Source organism: Sphingomonas arantia, from assembly GCF_042682045.1.
Lineage (GTDB): Bacteria > Pseudomonadota > Alphaproteobacteria > Sphingomonadales > Sphingomonadaceae > Sphingomonas_R > Sphingomonas_R arantia.
In genome coordinates this window covers 287,978-304,352 of record NZ_JBHUGS010000005.1, presented here as the reverse complement: position 1 = coordinate 304,352, position 16,375 = coordinate 287,978, and the positions used below count along the sequence as shown (strand labels likewise).

The window sequence follows — 16,375 nt, the reverse complement described above, 5'->3', positions numbered from 1 at the left end:
TAGTTGTGCCTGAAGTTATCCACAGGCTTTATACCGGAACATAGATAGAACCGTGGCGGAATAGCGTGGCTTGCTGTGCGTTGTGCACAGGGTTTGTGGGGTATTCATCAACACCCCAAAACCATGAAGTGGTATTGAAACCCATGGATGCCCCTGATACGCCCTGTGGGTGTGAGGGACGGAAGCCTTCACGTGACCGGAGCCCAATCGATCCGTTCGGGATCGGCGGCGCGGAGTGGCTTCCAACGGGGTCAGTGCGTGGAAATCATCGATTTCTTCCACGGCGGGATACTGAACGCGGTCGACGCGAAGGGGCGGGTGTCTCTGCCATCCAGCTTTCGCGGCGTGATCGATCGCCGCGTGCGGCGCGATTCGAGCGATGCCAGTTCCGACGACCGGCTGATCCTGCTGGGCGAACACGCCAAGCTGCCCTGCCTGGAGGGATTCGACCCGACCTACTCACGACAACTGCACGAGAATATCCGCCGCAAGGTCGCGGCGATGGGGGACGTGGACGTGATGGAGGCCATGGACGACGAAATGGCCGAAGCGTTCGGATCCAAGACCCAGATCGCCTATGACGGCGCCGGCCGCATGGTGCTGTCCGCGCCGATGCGGCGTGCGGCGGGCATCACCGACACCGCGCTGTTCGTTGGCGGTGGCGAGACGTTCCAGATCTGGAACCCGGACACGTTCCGGACGGCGCGCGCCGACAAGCCGCGGCTGATCCGGATGCTCGATTCGCTGATTGCCGAACGGACCGGGAAATGAGCGACGTCGTGATCGCGCCGCACGTGCCGGTGCTGCTCGACGCGGTGATCGCGGGGCTGAGTCCGGTGGCGGGCGAGCGGCATGTCGACGGCACGTTCGGCGCGGGCGGCTACACCCGTGCGCTGCTGGACGTCGGCGCGTCGGTGATCGCGTTCGATCGCGATCCGGATGCCATATCGGAAGGCGCGGCGCTGGTGGCAGAGGCCGACGGGCGGCTGGTGCTGGTGCATGACCGGTTCGGCGCGATGACCGCGGCGCTGGCGGCGCGCGACGTGGACGGCGTCGACGGCGTGACGTTCGATATCGGCGTGTCGTCGATGCAGATCGACCGGGCGGAGCGCGGCTTCTCGTTCCAGTCGGACGGGCCGCTCGACATGCGGATGAGCCAGGAGGGCCAGACCGCCGCGGAATTCCTGAACGACAGCGACGAGGCGGAGATCGCCGACGTACTGTATCATTATGGCGACGAGCCCAAGTCGCGGCGCGTGGCACGCGCGATCGTGGCGGCGCGGCCGCTGACCACGACGGCCGAGTTGGCGACCGTCGTGCGGCGCGCGCTGGGGCATCGGCCGCACGAGAAGAAGGACCCCGCGACGCGGGCGTTCCAGGCGATCCGGATCCACCTGAACCGCGAACTCGATGAGTTGCGCGACGGGCTGGTCGCGGCGGAGCGCGCGCTGAAGCCCGGCGGGCGGCTGGCGGTGGTGTCGTTCCATTCGACCGAGGACCGGATCGTGAAACGGTTCCTGATCGAGCGGAGCGGGGCGACGCCGGCCGGATCGCGCCACATGCCGCAGGCCGCCGCCGCGACGCCGCCGAGTTTCGAACGCGTCGCCAAACCGGTGCGCGCCGACGAGGCCGAGGTCGCGCGCAATCCGCGATCGCGCTCCGCCACGTTGCGCGTGGCACAGCGCACCGCATCGCCGCCCTGGTCCCCAGTCGAAGGTATCTCCGCATGAACGTCTTGCGATTCCGGTCGGTGGGCTGGGTGGCTGCGGTCGCGACGGCGGCGCTCGGTTGCTACCTCGTCACGCAGCGCGTGGCGGGCGAGCGTCAGGCGCTGGAGAAGGTGGAGCACCGCATCCTGCTGTCGCAGCGCGAGATTCGCCGGCTGGGCACCGAGATCGAGACGCGCGGGCGGTTGAGCCAGCTTGAACGGTGGAACACCGACGTGCTGGCGCTGTCCGCGCCGCGGTCCGGCCAGTATATCGACGGCGAGGTTCAGCTGGCCAGTTTCAACCATCCTTCGGCGCCGGCAATCGCCCCGGATCTGGGCATTCCGGAGTCTGTGGCGCGGCAGGTTTCGTACCCGGCCGCGACGCCGCAGCGGAACGAGCCGCAGGCGGCCGAGGGCGTGCCGACGCTGCGCCACGCCAATTATGTTCGGCCGAAGGGCGGGATGACGGCGATGCCGCAGAAGGTGGCGCTGAACAGTTCCGACTTCGCCGATGATCTCGCCGCGCTGGCGAAGAACGAAGCGTCCGCGAAACGCGCCCGATGACCGCGCTGGCGGCCAGGACGGATCGGGTCCGCGTCGCCGGCCAGCGGCAGCAGACGACCGCCACGGCGCATTTCCGCCTGATGGTGATGATGCTGCTGTTCATCTTCGTCACCGGCATCGTGGGCGCGCGGCTGCTGTGGCTGGCCGTGGCGAGCGATGGCCCGCAGGCGCTGAAGGCGCCGCGCGGATTGGTGCCCGACCGCGGCGATATCGTTGACCGGAACGGCATGCCGCTGGCGACGACGATCGACGCCTGGTCGATCGCGGTGCATCCGAACAAGGTGATCGGCGATCCGGCGCTGCTGGCGTACCGGCTGGCCGAATTGATGCCGCAGAAGAGCGAGGCACAGTATCTCGCGATCCTGACGTCGCCGAAGAAGTTCGCCTATTTGTCGCGCCGTGCGGTGCCTGAGTTGGTCAAGGCGGTGAACGCGCTGGGCGAGCCGGCGATCGAGTTCCGGCGCGAGCCCGAGCGGCTGTATCCGCAGGCGTCGCTGGCCGCGCATGTGCTCGGCTGGATCGACCAGAACGGCAATGCCGCGTCGGGCATGGAAAAGGTGCTGGATGCGCGGTTGAGCGATCCGGCGTTGCGCGGGCGGCCCGTCGCGCTGTCGATCGACAGCCGGGTGCAGGCGGCGATGGAGACCGAGCTGGGCGCGGCCATGGCCAAGCACAGCGCGATCGGCGCGACCGGGCTGGTGCTCGACGTCAACACGGGCGAGATCGTGGCGATGTCGTCGCTGCCGAGCTTCAACCCGAACCGCACGGGCAACGTGCCGTACGAGCTGCTGCTGAACAAGTCGGTGTCGAACGTGTACGAGCTGGGTTCGACGTTCAAGATGCTGACGATGGCGAACGCGATCGAGAGCGGCGTGGTGACGTCGATGTCCAAGCGGTACGACGCGACGCATGCGCTGGCGGTCGGCGGGTTCTATATCCGCGACGATCACCCGCAGAACCGCTGGCTGAACGTGCCGGAGCTGCTGGTCCATTCGTCCAACATCGCGACGGCGCGGATCGCGGACGAGCTGGGGCCCGCGCGGACGCAGGCGTTCTTCCGCAAGATTGGGTTCGGCGATCCGGCCGATATCGAGGTCGGCGGGCGCGCCAAGCCGCTGTGGCCGAAATACTGGGCACGGACCACGACGATGACGGTGGCGTACGGCCACGGCATCGCGGTGACGCCGCTGCACCTGGCATCCGCCTATGCCGCGATCGTCAATGGCGGCGTGTGGCGGCCGGCGACGCTGCTGAAGCGCGAAGGCTCGGCGGTGCCGGCCGGCCGGCGGGTGATCAGCCCGGCGACGAGCGACCGGATCCGGCAGCTGATGCGACTGGTGGTGATGAAGGGGACCGGGCGGAAGGCCGACGCGCCTGGTCTGCGGATCGGCGGCAAGACGGGCACGGCCGAGAAGCCGAAGGTCGGCGGCTATGATCGCAACACCAACGTGTCGACGTTTGCCGCAGTGTTCCCAATGGACCGCCCGCGCTACGTCGTGATCGCGATGCTGGACAGTCCGAAGGGCACCGCCGATACGTTCGGTTTCACTACCGCGGCGTGGACCGTGGGGCCTGTGATCAGCCGCGTCGTCCAGCGGATCGGCCCGATGCTGGGCATCCGTCCGGACGACCGCGCCGAGGTGGACGAGAGCGAACTGCTGCCGTTGCTGTGGGAACCGAAGGGTGCCAATCCGAATGCGGTTGAATGATCTGATCGAAGGCGCGGGAGACGCCGCCGACGTCGTGGTGACGGGGTTCGCGATCGACCACCGCAAGGTGGCGCCGGGGACCGTGTTCGGTGCGTTCCGCGGCGCGCGGTTCGATGGCGAGGCCTATATCGACGCGGCGATCGCGGCCGGCGCCATTGCGGTGGTGACGCGGCCCGAGGCGAGCGTGACCGGCGCGGTGCATATCGCGGACGGTGAGCCGCGGCGGGCGTTCGCGCGGATCGCGGCGCGGTTCTTCGCGCCGTTTCCCGACGTTACGGTGGCGGTGACGGGGACGAACGGCAAGACGTCGACCGTCGAACTGCTGCGCCAGTTGTGGAACATGGAGGGGCGGCACGCCGCGTCGATCGGGACGCTGGGCGTGACGACCGGCGACGAGCGCGTGACGACCGGGCTGACGACGCCGGACATCGTGACGTTCCTGTCGAACATGGCGGGTCTGGCGCGCGAGGGCGTGAGCCACGCGGCGTTCGAAGCATCGAGCCACGGGCTCTCGCAATACCGGATCGAGGGGCTGCCGGTGCGGGCGGCGGCGTTCACCAACCTAACGCGCGATCACCTCGACTATCACGGGACGATGGAGGCCTATCTCGAGGCCAAGCTGCGGCTGTTCACCGAAGTGGTGGCGGCGGACGGCGCAGCGGTGGTGTGGGCGGACGATGCGGCGTCGGCGCGGGTGGCGGAGATTGCGCGCGAACGCGGGCTGCGCGTGGTGACGGTGGGCGCGCATGGTGAGACGCTGAAGCTGGTGGAGCGGGTGCCGACGGCGCTCGGGCAAACGCTGACGATCGCGGCGGAGGGGGCGACGCATGTCGTCAAACTGCCGCTGATCGGCGCGTACCAGGCGGCGAACGCGCTGACCGCGGCCGGGCTCGCGCTGGCGACGGGATCGGAGCTGCGGTCGGTGCTGGCCGGCTTGGCGCGGCTGGCGCCGGTACGCGGGCGGCTGGAACGTGCGGTGATTTCGCGGACGGGAGCGCCGGTCTATGTCGATTATGCGCATACTCCGGACGGGCTGGAGGCGGCGATCGCGGCATTGCGCCCGCATACGAAGGGCCGTCTGATTGTGCTGTTCGGGGCGGGCGGCGACCGCGATACCGGCAAGCGGCCGGAGATGGGGCGCGTCGCGGTGGCGGGTGGCGATTATGTGATCGTGACCGACGACAATCCGCGGTCGGAGGACCCGGCGGCGATCCGGGCGGCGATCATAGCGGGTGCGCCGGGCGCGATCGAGGTCGGCGATCGGCGGGATGCGATCTTTGCGGCGATCGCGGCGGCGGGGGCGGATGACGTCGTGTTGCTGGCTGGCAAGGGGCACGAGCAGGGGCAGATCGTCGGCGCGGGCGATACGGTGCGGGTGCTGCCGTTCGATGATGTGCAGGTTGCTCGGGAGGGGGCGGCGTGAGTTTTCGGACGCCTGATATGCTCGATTTGGGGAGCTGTTGCCCCCACCCCCAACCCCCTCCCTTCAAGGGGAGGGGGCTTTGGTCGTGACGAGTCTTTGGACCTCCGATGAGATTGCCAGGGCGACGGGTGGCGTTGCGTCCGGGGCTTTTGTGGTTTTGGGTGTGGCGTTTGACTCGCGTGAGGTGGGGCCGGGCGATCTGTTTCTCGCGCTGAAGGGCGAGCAGGCGGATGGGCATCGGTTTGTCGCCCAGGCCTTTGCGCAGGGGGCGGCGGGGGCTGTTGTTTCGGAGGCGGTCGAGGGGCCGCATGTGTTGGTGGCCAATACGACTGCGGCGCTGAATGCGCTGGGCGTGGCGGCGCGGGCGCGGACTTCGGCGCGGATCATCGGGGTGACCGGGTCGGCGGGCAAGACGGGGACGAAGGAGGCGCTGGCGGCGGCGCTGGAACGCGCCGCACCGGGGCGGGTGCACCGGTCGGTGAAGTCCTACAACAATCATACAGGCGTGCCGCTGAGCCTGGCGCGGATGCCGGCGGACGCGTTGTACGGCGTGTTCGAGATGGGGATGTCGGCGCCGGGCGAACTGGACGTGCTGACCCGGATGGTGCGGCCGCATGTCGCGCTGGTGACGACGATCGCGCCCGCCCATGCGGAGTTCTTCCCGGATGAGGCGGCGATCGCCGATGCGAAGGGCGAGGTGTTCCGCGGGCTGGAGCCGGGCGGGGTGGGCATCGTGCCGCACGACAGCCCGCACCGCGACCGGCTGTATGCCGCGTCGGAGCGATATGCGGCGCGGACCGTGACGTTCGGGTCTGGCGCGGGTGCTGACGTGCGGGCGCGCGATGCGATGGCGGGGGCGAGGGGGACGCTGGTGAGCGTCACGATGCCGGCAGCCGAGCTGACGTTCACGCTGGCGCCGCCCGGCGCGCACTGGGTGTCGAACGCGCTGGCGGTGATCGCCGCGGTGGACGCAGTCGGCGGCGACCTGAACGCGGCCGGGCTGGCGCTGGCGGAGCTGGACGGGTTGAAGGGCCGCGGCGCGAGGACGCAAGCGGCGTTCGGCGGCGGCGACGTGCTGCTGATCGACGAGAGTTACAATGCCAACCCCGCGTCGATGGCGGCGACGATCGCGCTGCTGGGGCAGGAAGCGGCGGCGCGGCGGATCGTGGTCCTGGGCGCGATGCGTGAGCTGGGCGCGGGATCGGACGATTATCATGCGGCGCTCGCCGGACCGCTGGTTGCGGCGGACGTGAAATTCGCGCTGTTGGTCGGAGACGAGATGACGGCGCTGGCCCGCATGCTTGAGGGCCGGATCGATTTCGCGCATGTGGCCGACGCCGCGGCGGCACGTGACGTGCTGCGCGACCGGCTGCGGGCCGGCGACGCGGTGCTCGTCAAGGGATCCAACGCCATCGGGCTCGGGCGCATCGTCGATGCCGTCGCGAGCGGGAATCTATAATGCTGTATTTGATCGCCGAGCATCTCGGGTTTCCCGGGGTCCTGAACCTTATCCGCTATACCACGGTGCGGTCCGGCGGGGCGCTGGCGACCGCGCTGTTCATCGGGTTGCTGATCGGGCCGCGGTTCATCGGCTGGCTGCGCGTGCGGCAGGGCAAGGGCCAGCCGATCCGCGCGGACGGGCCGCAGACGCACCTGGCCAAGGTCGGCACGCCGACGATGGGCGGGCTGATGATCCTGACCGCGGTCACGATCACGATGCTGCTATGGATGGACCTGTCCAACCGCTATGTCTGGGCATGCCTGATGGTGACGATCGGATTCGGGACGATCGGGTTCCTCGACGATTTCGACAAGGTGCGGAAGCGCAGCCATGCCGGGATATCGGGCAAGACGCGGCTGTTCTTCGAATTCCTGATCGCCGGCGTGGCCTCCTGGATCATCAACGACGGCAACGGGACGCTGCTGTACGTGCCGTTCTACAACGGACCGGTGCTGGATCTGGGGTGGTTCTACATCCCGTTCGCGGCGTTCGTGATGGTGGCGTTCGGCAATGCGGTGAACCTGACCGATGGGCTGGACGGGCTGGCGACGATGCCGGTGGTGATCGCCTCGCTCGCGTTCTTCGCGATCAGCTATGTCGTGGGGAACGCGGTGTTCGCGGGGTATCTCGGCATTCCGCATGTGCTGGGGGCGGGGGACCTGACGATCCTGTGCGCGGGGATTATCGGCGGGGGGCTGGCGTTCCTGTGGTTCAATGCGCCGCCGGCCGCGGTGTTCATGGGCGATACGGGGAGCCTGGCACTCGGCGGCGCACTGGGCGCGATCGCGGTGTCGACGCATCACGAGATCGTGCTGGCGATCGTCGGCGGGCTGTTCGTGCTGGAGGCCGTGTCGGTGGTGGTACAGGTCTTCTTCTACAAGCGGACGGGGCGGCGGGTGTTCCGGATGGCGCCGATCCACCATCATTTCGAACAGCTGGGCTGGAGCGAGCCGACGGTGGTGATCCGGTTCTGGATCATCTCGTTCGTGCTGGCACTGGCCGGTCTTGCGACGTTGAAGCTGCGGTGATCGTTTCGGAGGCCTTTGCGGGCAAGCGCTATGCGGTGCTGGGGCTGGCGCGATCGGGGATGGCGACTGTGGCTGCGCTGGTGGCGAGTGGGGCCGAGGTTGTGGCCTGGGATAGCGATGCGGAGCGGCGGGCCGAGGTTTTGAGGTTAATTGGGGGTGATGGTTCCGTCCAGTCTAAGCCCCTCTCCCCCGCCCTCTCCCCGGAGGGGAGAGGGGGGCTGGTTGCGTCTGGTGGGGTTGGGTCTGTCCAGCCTACGCCCCCCACCCCGACCCTCCCCCCGGTGGGGGGAGGGAGTCAGGCGGTTTCGCTTGGGGATCCGTTGGAGATCGCGCTTGAGGGGTTCGATGCGGTTGTCGTTTCGCCGGGGGTGCCGCTGAACCGGCATCCGATTGCGGGGCGGGCGGCGGCGGCGGGTGTGCCGGTGATCGGCGATATCGAGTTGTTTTCGCAGGCGCGCGCAAGCCTGCCGGCGCATCGGGTGGTGGGGATTACGGGCACGAACGGGAAGTCGACGACGACGGCTTTGGTGTTTCACCTTCTGGAGACGGCGGGTGTGCCGGCCTTGATGGGGGGGAATATCGGGCTGCCGATCATGGGGCGTGACGCGCTGCCGTCAGGGGGCGTCTATGTGCTGGAGCTGTCGAGTTATCAGATTGACCTGACGCGGACGCTGGATTGCGACGTGGCGGTGTTGTTGAATATCACGCCGGATCATCTCGACCGGTATGACGGGTTTGCGGCCTATGCGGCGTCGAAGGCGCGGTTGTTCGCGATGCAGACGGGCGGGGTCGCGGTGATTGCCGTTGAGGATGACGAGACGCGGGCTGTGACGGCCGGGTTGGCTTCTGCCGACGCGGCGGAACTGGTCGAAGTGCGGTCGTCGGATGTCGGTGATCAGTCGGCTTGGCCGGCTTTGCAGGGGCCCCATAATGCGCAGAATGTTGCGGTGGCGGTTGCCGTTGTGCGGGCGTTGGGCGTTGACGAGGATGCGATTGCCCGGGGGCTCGAGAGCTATCCCGGGTTGCCGCATCGGATGGAGCGGATCGCGACCGTGGACGGCGTGCTGTATGTGAACGACAGCAAGGCGACCAATCCGACGTCGACCGCGCCGGCGTTGGCGGCGTATTCGAAGGTGCATTGGATCCTCGGCGGGATGGCCAAGACGCGCGATCTGGATGCGGTGGCGGACGAGCTGGGGCATGTCGTGGCGGCGTACACGATCGGCGACAGTGCGGCGCTGTATGCGGGGTTGCTGACCGAGCGCGGTATTCCGGTCGTCAACGTCGGCACGCTGGAGCGGGCGCTGGGTGCGGCGCGCGAGGCGGCGCGGGCGGGCGAGGTCGTGTTGCTGTCGCCGGCGTGCGCGTCGTTCGACCAGTATCGCGATTACGAGGCACGGGGCGACGCGTTCCGCGATCTGGTGGGGGCCATGCAGTCATGAACGTGTTTGCGGCAGAGGCGCAGAAGCGTAAACGCATCACCAAGGTGCAGCGGTTCGGGCGCGGCGATCGCAGCCCGCTGGGCACCTGGTTCTGGGAGATCGACCGCGTTCTGCTGATGCTGGTCGCGGTGCTTGTGGGCGTCGGGATCGTCGCGGTGGCGGCGGCTTCGCCCGCGGCGGCGGTGCGTTATTCGGGCGGGACGACGACGTTTCCGCCGCTCTATTATCTGTACCGGCAGCTGGTCTGGCTGGCGGTGGGCCTGCCGGTGATGCTGGTGGTGTCGATGTTGCCCAAGGATGTCGCGCGGCGGCTGTCGATCGGCGGGGCGGCATTCTTCCTGCTGCTGCTCGCGCTTGTCCCGGTCGCCGGGGTGGAGGTGAATGGTGCCGTGCGCTGGATCGGCGTGGGGTTCATGCAGCTCCAGCCGTCCGAGTTCCTGAAACCCCTGTACGTCGTCGCGCTGGCCTGGCTGCTGTCTTTGAAGGCGAAGGACCGGACGTTGCCGGTCGTGCCGCTGTCGGCGGTGCTGACCGGCGGGATCGCGCTGCTGCTGATGAAGCAGCCCGATTTCGGGCAGACGGTGATCTTCCTGTCGATCTGGGTCGCGCTGCTGATGCTGAGCGGGATCGCGATGCGCTATCTCTATGCGCTCGGCGCGCTGGGGTTGGCGGGGGTCGTGTCCGCATACCTTTTCTATTCGGTGGCGCATGACCGCATCAACAAGTTCATCACGGGCAACGGCGACAATTACCAGACGGTGAGCGCGCACAACACGCTGGTGAACGGCGGGCTGATCGGCACAGGGCCGGGCGGGGGCACGATGAAGTTCCGGCTGCCCGAGCCGCATACCGACTATATCTTCTCCGTCATCGGCGAGGAGTTCGGGCTGATCGCGTGCCTGGCGATCGCTATGGTGTATCTGACCATCGTGGTGCGGGTGTTCATCAAGCTGCTGGACGAGGAGGACGAGTTCCTGCTGCTCGCGTCGGCCGGGCTGGCGGTGCAGTTCGGGATGCAGGCGTTGATCAACATGGCGGTCAACGTGCAGATCGTCCCGTCCAAAGGCATGACGCTGCCGTTCATCAGTTATGGCGGGTCGTCGATGCTGGCGTTGTCGATGGGGTTCGGGCTGCTGCTGGCGTTCACCCGGCGGAACCCGTATCTGCACCGCTCCCCCTATGTGGTGAAATGGAGCGGCGGGCGATGACGGGCGAAACAGCATGACCGCGAGACGGCATTTCGTGCTGGCGGCCGGCGGGACCGGCGGCCACATGGTCCCGGCGCATGCGCTGGCGGCCGAACTGATGGCGCGCGGACATGGCGTGGCGCTGATCACCGATGCGCGTGGCGCACGGATCCCGGGGCTGTTCCAGGGTGTCGAGACGCATCTGCTGCCCGCCGGCCGGTTGAGCGGCGGGCCGATCGGCTGGTTGAAGGCGTGGCGCAACATCCGCGCCGGGCGAGCGATGGCGCGGACGATCTATGGCAAGGCGCGGCCGGACGCGGTGATCGGGTTCGGCGGATATCCCGCGCTGCCCGCGGTGCTGGCGGCGTTCAAGGCGGGCATACCGGCGGCGGTGCATGAGCAGAATGCGGTGCTGGGGCGGGTGAACCGCCTGCTGGCGCGCAAGGTCGCGGCGATCGCGACGAGCTATCCCGATGTGCAACGCTTGCCGGCGCGCTATGCCGACAAGGTGACGTTGGTCGGCAATCCGGTGCGGGCGGAGGTCGCGGCGTTGCGTGACGAGCCGTTCCCGGTGCTGGATGCGGATGGCGTGTTCCGCGTGCTGGTGACTGGCGGCAGCCAGGGCGCGAGCGTGCTGAGCGAGGTCGTGCCCGACGGGCTGGGGATGTTGCCCGTGGCGTTGCGGCGGCGGTTGCAGGTGACGCAGCAGTGCCGGCCGGAGGATATCGACGCGGTGCGTGCGAAATATGCCGAGCTGGGCATTCCGGCGGACCTGGCGACCTATTTGCCCGACCTGCCGGAGCGGCTGGCCTGGTCGCATCTGGTGATCGCGCGGGCGGGGGCATCGACGATCGCGGAGCTGACCGAGGCGGGGCGGCCGGCGATCCTGGTGCCGTTGCCGGGGGCAACCGACGATCATCAGAGCGTGAACGTGCGCGAGATGGTGGCGGCGGGCGCGGCGCGGTCGATCGCGCAGGCGCGGTTCACGCCGGTGGAGCTGGCCAAGCAGATGCAGAAGCTGGCGCTGGAACCCGGTGCGCTGGAGAATGCGGCGCGGCGCGCGCGCGGGTGCGGCCGGCCGGACGCGGTGCGCGACCTAGCGGATCTGGTCGAGCAGCTGGCCGGCGGGACGGTACGGACGGACAAGGACGAGACGACGGATATGACGCAGACCAGCGGAGCAGACGTATGAAGGGTGTCGCCACCGACATCGGGACGATCCATTTCATCGGGATCGGCGGCATCGGCATGTCCGGCATTGCCGAGGTGATGCACAATCTCGGGTACAAGGTGCAGGGGTCCGACGTGGCCGAGGGCTATGTCATCCAGGGGCTGCGTGACCGCGGGATCGTGGTGCATATCGGGCACCGCGCGGAAAATCTGGGCGATGCCGCGGTGGTGGTGACGTCGACCGCGATCAAGCGCGGCAATCCGGAGGTCGAGCTGGCGTACGAGACGCGCGTGCCGGTTGTTCGCCGTGCGGAGATGCTGGCGGAGCTGATGCGGCTGAAGTCGACGGTCGCGGTGGCGGGCACGCACGGCAAGACGACGACGACGTCGATGGTGGCGGCGTTGCTCGATGCGGGCGGGGTCGATCCGACCGTGATCAATGGCGGGATCATCAACAGCTACGGATCGAACGCCCGGCTGGGGGCGAGCGACTGGATGGTGGTGGAGGCCGACGAAAGCGACGGCAGCTTCCTGCGGCTGGACGGGACGATCGCGGTGGTGACCAACATCGATCCCGAGCATCTCGACCATTATGGCGATTTCGATGCGGTGAAGCGCGCGTTCGTCGATTTCGTCGAGAATGTGCCGTTTTACGGCGCGGCGCTGATGTGCCTCGATCATCCGGAGGTGCAGGCGATCCTGCCGCGGATCCGTGACCGGCGGGTGGTGACCTACGGGTTCTCTGCGCAGTCCGACGTGCGCGGCGTGAACGTGACGCCGATCCCGGGCGGCAACCGGTTCGAGGTGATCGTGCGGCATCGCGACGGTTCGAGCCGATCGATCGAGGGGATTGAGCTGCCGATGCCGGGGCGGCACAATGTGCAGAACGCGCTGGCGGCGGTGGGTGTCGCGCTGGAACTGGGCGTGCCGGACGATGTGATCCAGACGGGCTTCTCCAAGTTCGGTGGGGTGAAGCGGCGTTTCACCAAGGTCGGCGAAGTGCCGGTCGAGGGTGGCAGCGTCACGATCATCGACGATTACGGGCATCACCCGGTCGAGATCCGCGCCGTGCTGGCCGCGGCGCGCGAGGGTGTCGAGGGGCGCGTGATCGCGGTGGTGCAGCCACATCGTTATTCGCGGTTGGGCAATCTGATGGAGGATTTCCAGTCGGCGTTCAACGACGCGGACATCGTCTATGCGACGCCGGTCTATGCCGCGGGCGAGGCGCCGGTCGAGGGTGTCGACAGCGGTGCGCTGGTCGCGGGGCTGAAGCTGCGCGGGCATCGGTCGGCGCAGGTGGTCGAGGATGCGGACACGCTGGCGCGCGTGCTGGCCGAGACGGTGCAGGCGGGCGACATGGTCGTGTGCCTGGGTGCGGGCGACATCACGAAATGGGCGGCGGGGCTGGCGGACGGCATCGTGGCGCAGCGCGTCCCGGCATGAGCCAGGACCCGTTCATGGCGTTCGTCGCGTTCCAGCAGGAGGTGCTGAGTTTCCAGCGCCGCAACCTGGACGTGGTCGCACGGGCGCTGGCGGCGGGTGAGGACATGGTGGCGTTCCAGGCGAAGGCGCATGAGGCCGGGATGGCCGGTGCGAAGGCCTGGACGGCGTGGATCGAAGCGTGGACGCCGAAGACGTGACGGGCTCGGCGGAGCTTGCGGTCCAGGGCGGGTTGCGTGGACGGGCGGAGGCCGGTGCGTCGCTCGCGGACTTCATCTGGTTTCGGACCGGGGGGCCGGCCGAGCTGCTGGTACGGCCGGCGGATGTCGATGATCTGGCCGAGTATCTGAAGGCGCTCGATCCAGCGGTGCCGGTGATGCCGATCGGGGTGGGATCGAACCTGATCGTGCGCGACGGCGGCGTGGCGGGCGTGGTGGTGCGGTTGCCGAAGAGTTTCGCGAAGGTGTCGGTCGAGGACGGCCGGGTGCGCGCGGGCGGGGCGGCGATGGGGATCACCGTTGCGAGCGCGGCGCGCGATGCCGGCGTGGCGGGGCTGGAGTTCTTGCGCGGGATACCCGGCACGGTCGGTGGGGCGGTGCGGATGAATGCGGGCGCTTATGGGCGCGATGCGAGCGATATCCTGGTGTCGGTGACGGTCGTGTTGCGCGATGGGCGGGTGGAGACCTGGGACGCGGCGCGGCTGGACTATCGCTATCGCCATTCGGAGTTGCCGGTCGGGGCGATCGTGGTGGAGGCGGTGTTCGCCGGCAGGCCGGGCGATCCGGCGATGATCGGGGCGGAGATGGACCGGATCGCGGCGGAGCGCGAGGCGTCGCAGCCGCTGCGGTCGCGGACGGGCGGGTCGACGTTCAAGAACCCGGATGGTCACAAGGCATGGGCTTTAGTCGATGCGGCGGGGTGCCGTGGCTTGCGGCGCGGGGATGCGCAGGTTTCGGAGAAGCATTGTAATTTTTTGCTGAACCTTGGTGGGGCGTCTTCGGCGGAGATCGAGGCGCTGGGTGAGGAGGTTCGCGCTCGGGTGCTGGCGCATTCTGGGGTGACGCTGGAGTGGGAGATACAGCGGGTTGGGGTTGCCCTGGCCTCTGGCTCGTCGAGTGTTGTGGATGGTCGCGAGGGTTCGTTGTGACCTTGGTTGCTTCTGGCCGCTCCCCCTCTCCCAACCCTCTCCCCGTTGGGGAGAGGGCTAAGAAGTCTCGCCGTCTTGATACTGTTGGGGGTTTGTCGTGATCGAAGTTGCCAGCCGTCCGGCTCGTCCGTTGCATGTTGCCGTGTTGATGGGCGGGTGGTCGTCGGAGCGCGAGGTTTCGCTGTCGTCGGGGAGCGGGGTGGCCGAGGCGCTGGAGTCGCTTGGGCATCGGGTGACGCGGGTCGATATGACGAAGGAGCGGCGGACCGCGTTGGCGGCGGATCTGGCGGCAGCGGCGCCGGATGTGGTGTTCAATGCGCTGCACGGCGTGCCGGGCGAGGACGGGACGGTGCAGGGGCTGCTCCACCTGATGGGGCTGCGTTATACGCATAGCGGGCTCGCCGCTTCCGTCATCGCGATCGACAAGCAGCTGACCAAGAATGCGCTCGTGCCGCACGGGATCCGCATGCCGGGCGGCATGATGGTGGGGTCGGAGAGCCTGTATGCCGCCGATCCGATGCCACGGCCTTATGTGCTGAAGCCCGTGAACGAGGGTTCGTCGGTCGGCGTCGCGATCGTGACCGCGCATGGGAATTACGGGTCGCCGATCGGGCGCGACGTGGCGGGGCCGTGGCAGGAGTTTCCGATGCTGCTGGCCGAGCCGTTCATTCGCGGGCGCGAGCTGACCGTGGCGGTGCTGGGTGATCGCGCGCTGGCGGTGACCGAGCTTGTGCCGACGTCGGAATTTTACGATTACGACGCGAAATATACCGACGGGCTGACCGTCCATATCTGCCCCGCGCAGATCCCGGCAGAGATCGCGGAGAGCGCGATGGCGATGGCGTTGAAGGCGCATCATGTGCTGGGTTGCCGCGGCACGTCGCGGTCCGATTTCCGGTGGGACGACGAGCAGGGCGAGGCCGGGTTGTACCTGCTGGAGGTCAACACCCAGCCGGGCATGACCAAGCTGAGCCTGGTGCCGGAACAGGGCCGCCATGTCGGGCTGAGCTATGCCCAGCTGGTCCAGCGGATCGTGGACGAGGCGTTTGCGGAGGACCTGCCGACATGACCGGACCCGCCAAAATCCGCCGCGGCACGTCCGCGCAGCGCAAACGGCCGACGGTGACGCGGTCGACCGGCCGGCGACCCGCGGCGAAGCGCCCGTCGACGATCGCGCAGGCGTTCGCGACGATCCCGCTGCCGGCGGGGATGCTGCGCCGGATCGGCAACTGGGTGGCGGGCGGCGCGCTGGCGGTCGGTGTCGTGGCCGGCGTGCTGGCGATGCGGTTGCCGCAGACGATCGGGACGGAGATCGGCGAAGGGATCGGGGCGGCCGGGTTCCGCGTGCGCAATATCGAGATCGTCGGGATCGACCAGGCGGACCGCGCGGCGGTGTACGACGTGGCGGTGGACCAGACGTCGCGCGCGATGCCGCTGGTCGACCTGGAGGCGATCCGTGCGCGGCTGATGCGGTTCGGGTGGATCGCGGATGCGCGCGTGTCGCGCCGGTTGCCCGATACGCTGGTGATCGACATCGTCGAACGGCGTGCGGCGGCGATCTGGCAGCACAAGCAGAAGCTTGCGCTGATCGACCGGACGGGCGTGGTGATCGCGCCGGTGGACCTGGCGGCGATGCCGGAGAACCTGCCGATCGTGATCGGGCCGGGCGCGAACCGCCAGGCGGCGAGCCTGAACGTGCTGATGGAGACCGCGCCGGCGCTGAAACCGATGCTAGCCGGGGCGAGCTGGATCGGCGACCGGCGCTGGGACCTGCGGTTCCAGTCGGGCGAGACGCTGGCGTTGCCGGAGGGGCAGGAGGCAGCGATGGCGGCGCTGCGGAAGTTCACCGCGATGGACGGGCGCGCGCGCCTGCTGGGCCAGGGGTTCGTGCGGTTCGACATGCGGATGCCGGACAAGTTCGTCGTGCGGGTCAGCCGCGAGCCCGGCCACAAGGTGACCGAGACCGCGCTGGTGGACAAGAGCATTTGACCCACGTTCCGGACGGCGCGGGCGGACCGGCCGAACGCACCGAAAACGGCCAGTTGCGCCGAGTCGC

General features: G+C 68.5%; 15 protein-coding genes. All 15 read left to right on the top strand.

What is annotated here, in order from left to right:
• The first annotated feature begins 258 nt into the window (after positions 1–258).
• The 15 genes from ACFSGX_RS16480 to ACFSGX_RS16410 all read left to right on the top strand — a co-directional run bounded on the left by ACFSGX_RS16480 (position 259) and on the right by ACFSGX_RS16410 (position 16,308).
• A complete protein-coding gene (locus tag ACFSGX_RS16480; protein ID WP_157175953.1) occupies positions 259–771 on the top strand; it encodes a division/cell wall cluster transcriptional repressor MraZ in 513 nt (170 codons plus the stop codon).
• Positions 768–1,730, top strand: a complete 963-nt coding sequence (gene rsmH, locus ACFSGX_RS16475; RefSeq protein WP_380931405.1) for a 16S rRNA (cytosine(1402)-N(4))-methyltransferase RsmH — start codon at positions 768–770, stop codon at positions 1,728–1,730. Before ACFSGX_RS16480 ends, rsmH begins: the two co-directional genes overlap by 4 nt.
• Entirely contained in the window at positions 1,727–2,272 is a 546-nt protein-coding gene (locus tag ACFSGX_RS16470) for a hypothetical protein (RefSeq protein WP_380931404.1), read from the top strand. Before rsmH ends, ACFSGX_RS16470 begins: the two co-directional genes overlap by 4 nt.
• Entirely contained in the window at positions 2,269–3,981 is a 1,713-nt protein-coding gene (locus ACFSGX_RS16465; protein ID WP_380931403.1) for a peptidoglycan D,D-transpeptidase FtsI family protein, read from the top strand. Before ACFSGX_RS16470 ends, ACFSGX_RS16465 begins: the two co-directional genes overlap by 4 nt.
• Complete coding sequence (locus tag ACFSGX_RS16460; RefSeq protein ID WP_380931402.1) at positions 3,968–5,404, top strand: UDP-N-acetylmuramoyl-L-alanyl-D-glutamate--2,6-diaminopimelate ligase; 1,437 nt, start codon at positions 3,968–3,970, stop codon at positions 5,402–5,404. Before ACFSGX_RS16465 ends, ACFSGX_RS16460 begins: the two co-directional genes overlap by 14 nt.
• A gap of 85 nt (positions 5,405–5,489) precedes the next feature.
• The gene (locus ACFSGX_RS16455; RefSeq protein WP_380931401.1) at positions 5,490–6,863 is read left to right on the top strand and encodes a UDP-N-acetylmuramoyl-tripeptide--D-alanyl-D-alanine ligase; all 1,374 of its coding nucleotides are present in this window, start codon (positions 5,490–5,492) and stop codon (positions 6,861–6,863) included.
• Positions 6,863–7,933 (top strand): phospho-N-acetylmuramoyl-pentapeptide-transferase, encoded by a 1,071-nt coding sequence (gene mraY / locus ACFSGX_RS16450; RefSeq protein ID WP_380931400.1) that lies wholly within the window; start codon positions 6,863–6,865, stop codon positions 7,931–7,933. The genes ACFSGX_RS16455 and mraY overlap by 1 nt, the downstream gene beginning before the upstream one ends.
• A complete protein-coding gene (gene murD, locus ACFSGX_RS16445; protein WP_380931399.1) occupies positions 7,930–9,375 on the top strand; it encodes a UDP-N-acetylmuramoyl-L-alanine--D-glutamate ligase in 1,446 nt (481 codons plus the stop codon). Before mraY ends, murD begins: the two co-directional genes overlap by 4 nt.
• On the top strand, positions 9,372–10,583 hold the full coding sequence (locus ACFSGX_RS16440) for a peptidoglycan glycosyltransferase FtsW (RefSeq protein WP_380931398.1): 1,212 nt from the start codon (positions 9,372–9,374) through the stop codon (positions 10,581–10,583). Before murD ends, ACFSGX_RS16440 begins: the two co-directional genes overlap by 4 nt.
• A gap of 13 nt (positions 10,584–10,596) precedes the next feature.
• A complete protein-coding gene (gene murG / locus ACFSGX_RS16435; RefSeq protein ID WP_380931397.1) occupies positions 10,597–11,754 on the top strand; it encodes an undecaprenyldiphospho-muramoylpentapeptide beta-N-acetylglucosaminyltransferase in 1,158 nt (385 codons plus the stop codon).
• Positions 11,751–13,175 carry a UDP-N-acetylmuramate--L-alanine ligase gene (gene murC / locus ACFSGX_RS16430; protein WP_380931396.1) on the top strand — a complete coding sequence of 475 codons (1,425 nt, stop codon included), beginning with the start codon at positions 11,751–11,753 and terminating at the stop codon, positions 13,173–13,175. The genes murG and murC overlap by 4 nt, the downstream gene beginning before the upstream one ends.
• Complete coding sequence (locus ACFSGX_RS16425) at positions 13,172–13,372, top strand: hypothetical protein (RefSeq protein ID WP_083672154.1); 201 nt, start codon at positions 13,172–13,174, stop codon at positions 13,370–13,372. The genes murC and ACFSGX_RS16425 overlap by 4 nt, the downstream gene beginning before the upstream one ends.
• Complete coding sequence (gene murB / locus ACFSGX_RS16420) at positions 13,354–14,319, top strand: UDP-N-acetylmuramate dehydrogenase (RefSeq protein WP_380931395.1); 966 nt, start codon at positions 13,354–13,356, stop codon at positions 14,317–14,319. Before ACFSGX_RS16425 ends, murB begins: the two co-directional genes overlap by 19 nt.
• A gap of 97 nt (positions 14,320–14,416) precedes the next feature.
• Positions 14,417–15,388, top strand: coding sequence for a D-alanine--D-alanine ligase (locus ACFSGX_RS16415; RefSeq protein ID WP_380931394.1), 972 nt, complete (start codon positions 14,417–14,419; stop codon positions 15,386–15,388).
• Entirely contained in the window at positions 15,385–16,308 is a 924-nt protein-coding gene (locus tag ACFSGX_RS16410; protein WP_380931393.1) for a cell division protein FtsQ/DivIB, read from the top strand. Before ACFSGX_RS16415 ends, ACFSGX_RS16410 begins: the two co-directional genes overlap by 4 nt.
• The last annotated feature ends 67 nt before the right edge of the window (positions 16,309–16,375 follow it).

Excerpts from the sequence above, each read along its gene's own strand:
- rsmH (WP_380931405.1), top strand. The coding sequence starts at position 768 with ATGAGCGACGTCGTGATCGCGCCGCACGTGCCGGTGCTGCTCGACGCG.
- ACFSGX_RS16470 (WP_380931404.1), top strand. The coding sequence starts at position 1,727 with ATGAACGTCTTGCGATTCCGGTCGGTGGGCTGGGTGGCTGCGGTCGCG.
- ACFSGX_RS16465 (WP_380931403.1), top strand. The coding sequence starts at position 2,269 with ATGACCGCGCTGGCGGCCAGGACGGATCGGGTCCGCGTCGCCGGCCAG.
- ACFSGX_RS16460 (WP_380931402.1), top strand. The coding sequence starts at position 3,968 with ATGCGGTTGAATGATCTGATCGAAGGCGCGGGAGACGCCGCCGACGTC.
- mraY (WP_380931400.1), top strand. The coding sequence starts at position 6,863 with ATGCTGTATTTGATCGCCGAGCATCTCGGGTTTCCCGGGGTCCTGAAC.
- ACFSGX_RS16440 (WP_380931398.1), top strand. The coding sequence starts at position 9,372 with ATGAACGTGTTTGCGGCAGAGGCGCAGAAGCGTAAACGCATCACCAAG.
- murG (WP_380931397.1), top strand. The coding sequence starts at position 10,597 with ATGACCGCGAGACGGCATTTCGTGCTGGCGGCCGGCGGGACCGGCGGC.
- murC (WP_380931396.1), top strand. The coding sequence starts at position 11,751 with ATGAAGGGTGTCGCCACCGACATCGGGACGATCCATTTCATCGGGATC.
- ACFSGX_RS16425 (WP_083672154.1), top strand. The coding sequence starts at position 13,172 with ATGAGCCAGGACCCGTTCATGGCGTTCGTCGCGTTCCAGCAGGAGGTG.
- ACFSGX_RS16410 (WP_380931393.1), top strand. The coding sequence starts at position 15,385 with ATGACCGGACCCGCCAAAATCCGCCGCGGCACGTCCGCGCAGCGCAAA.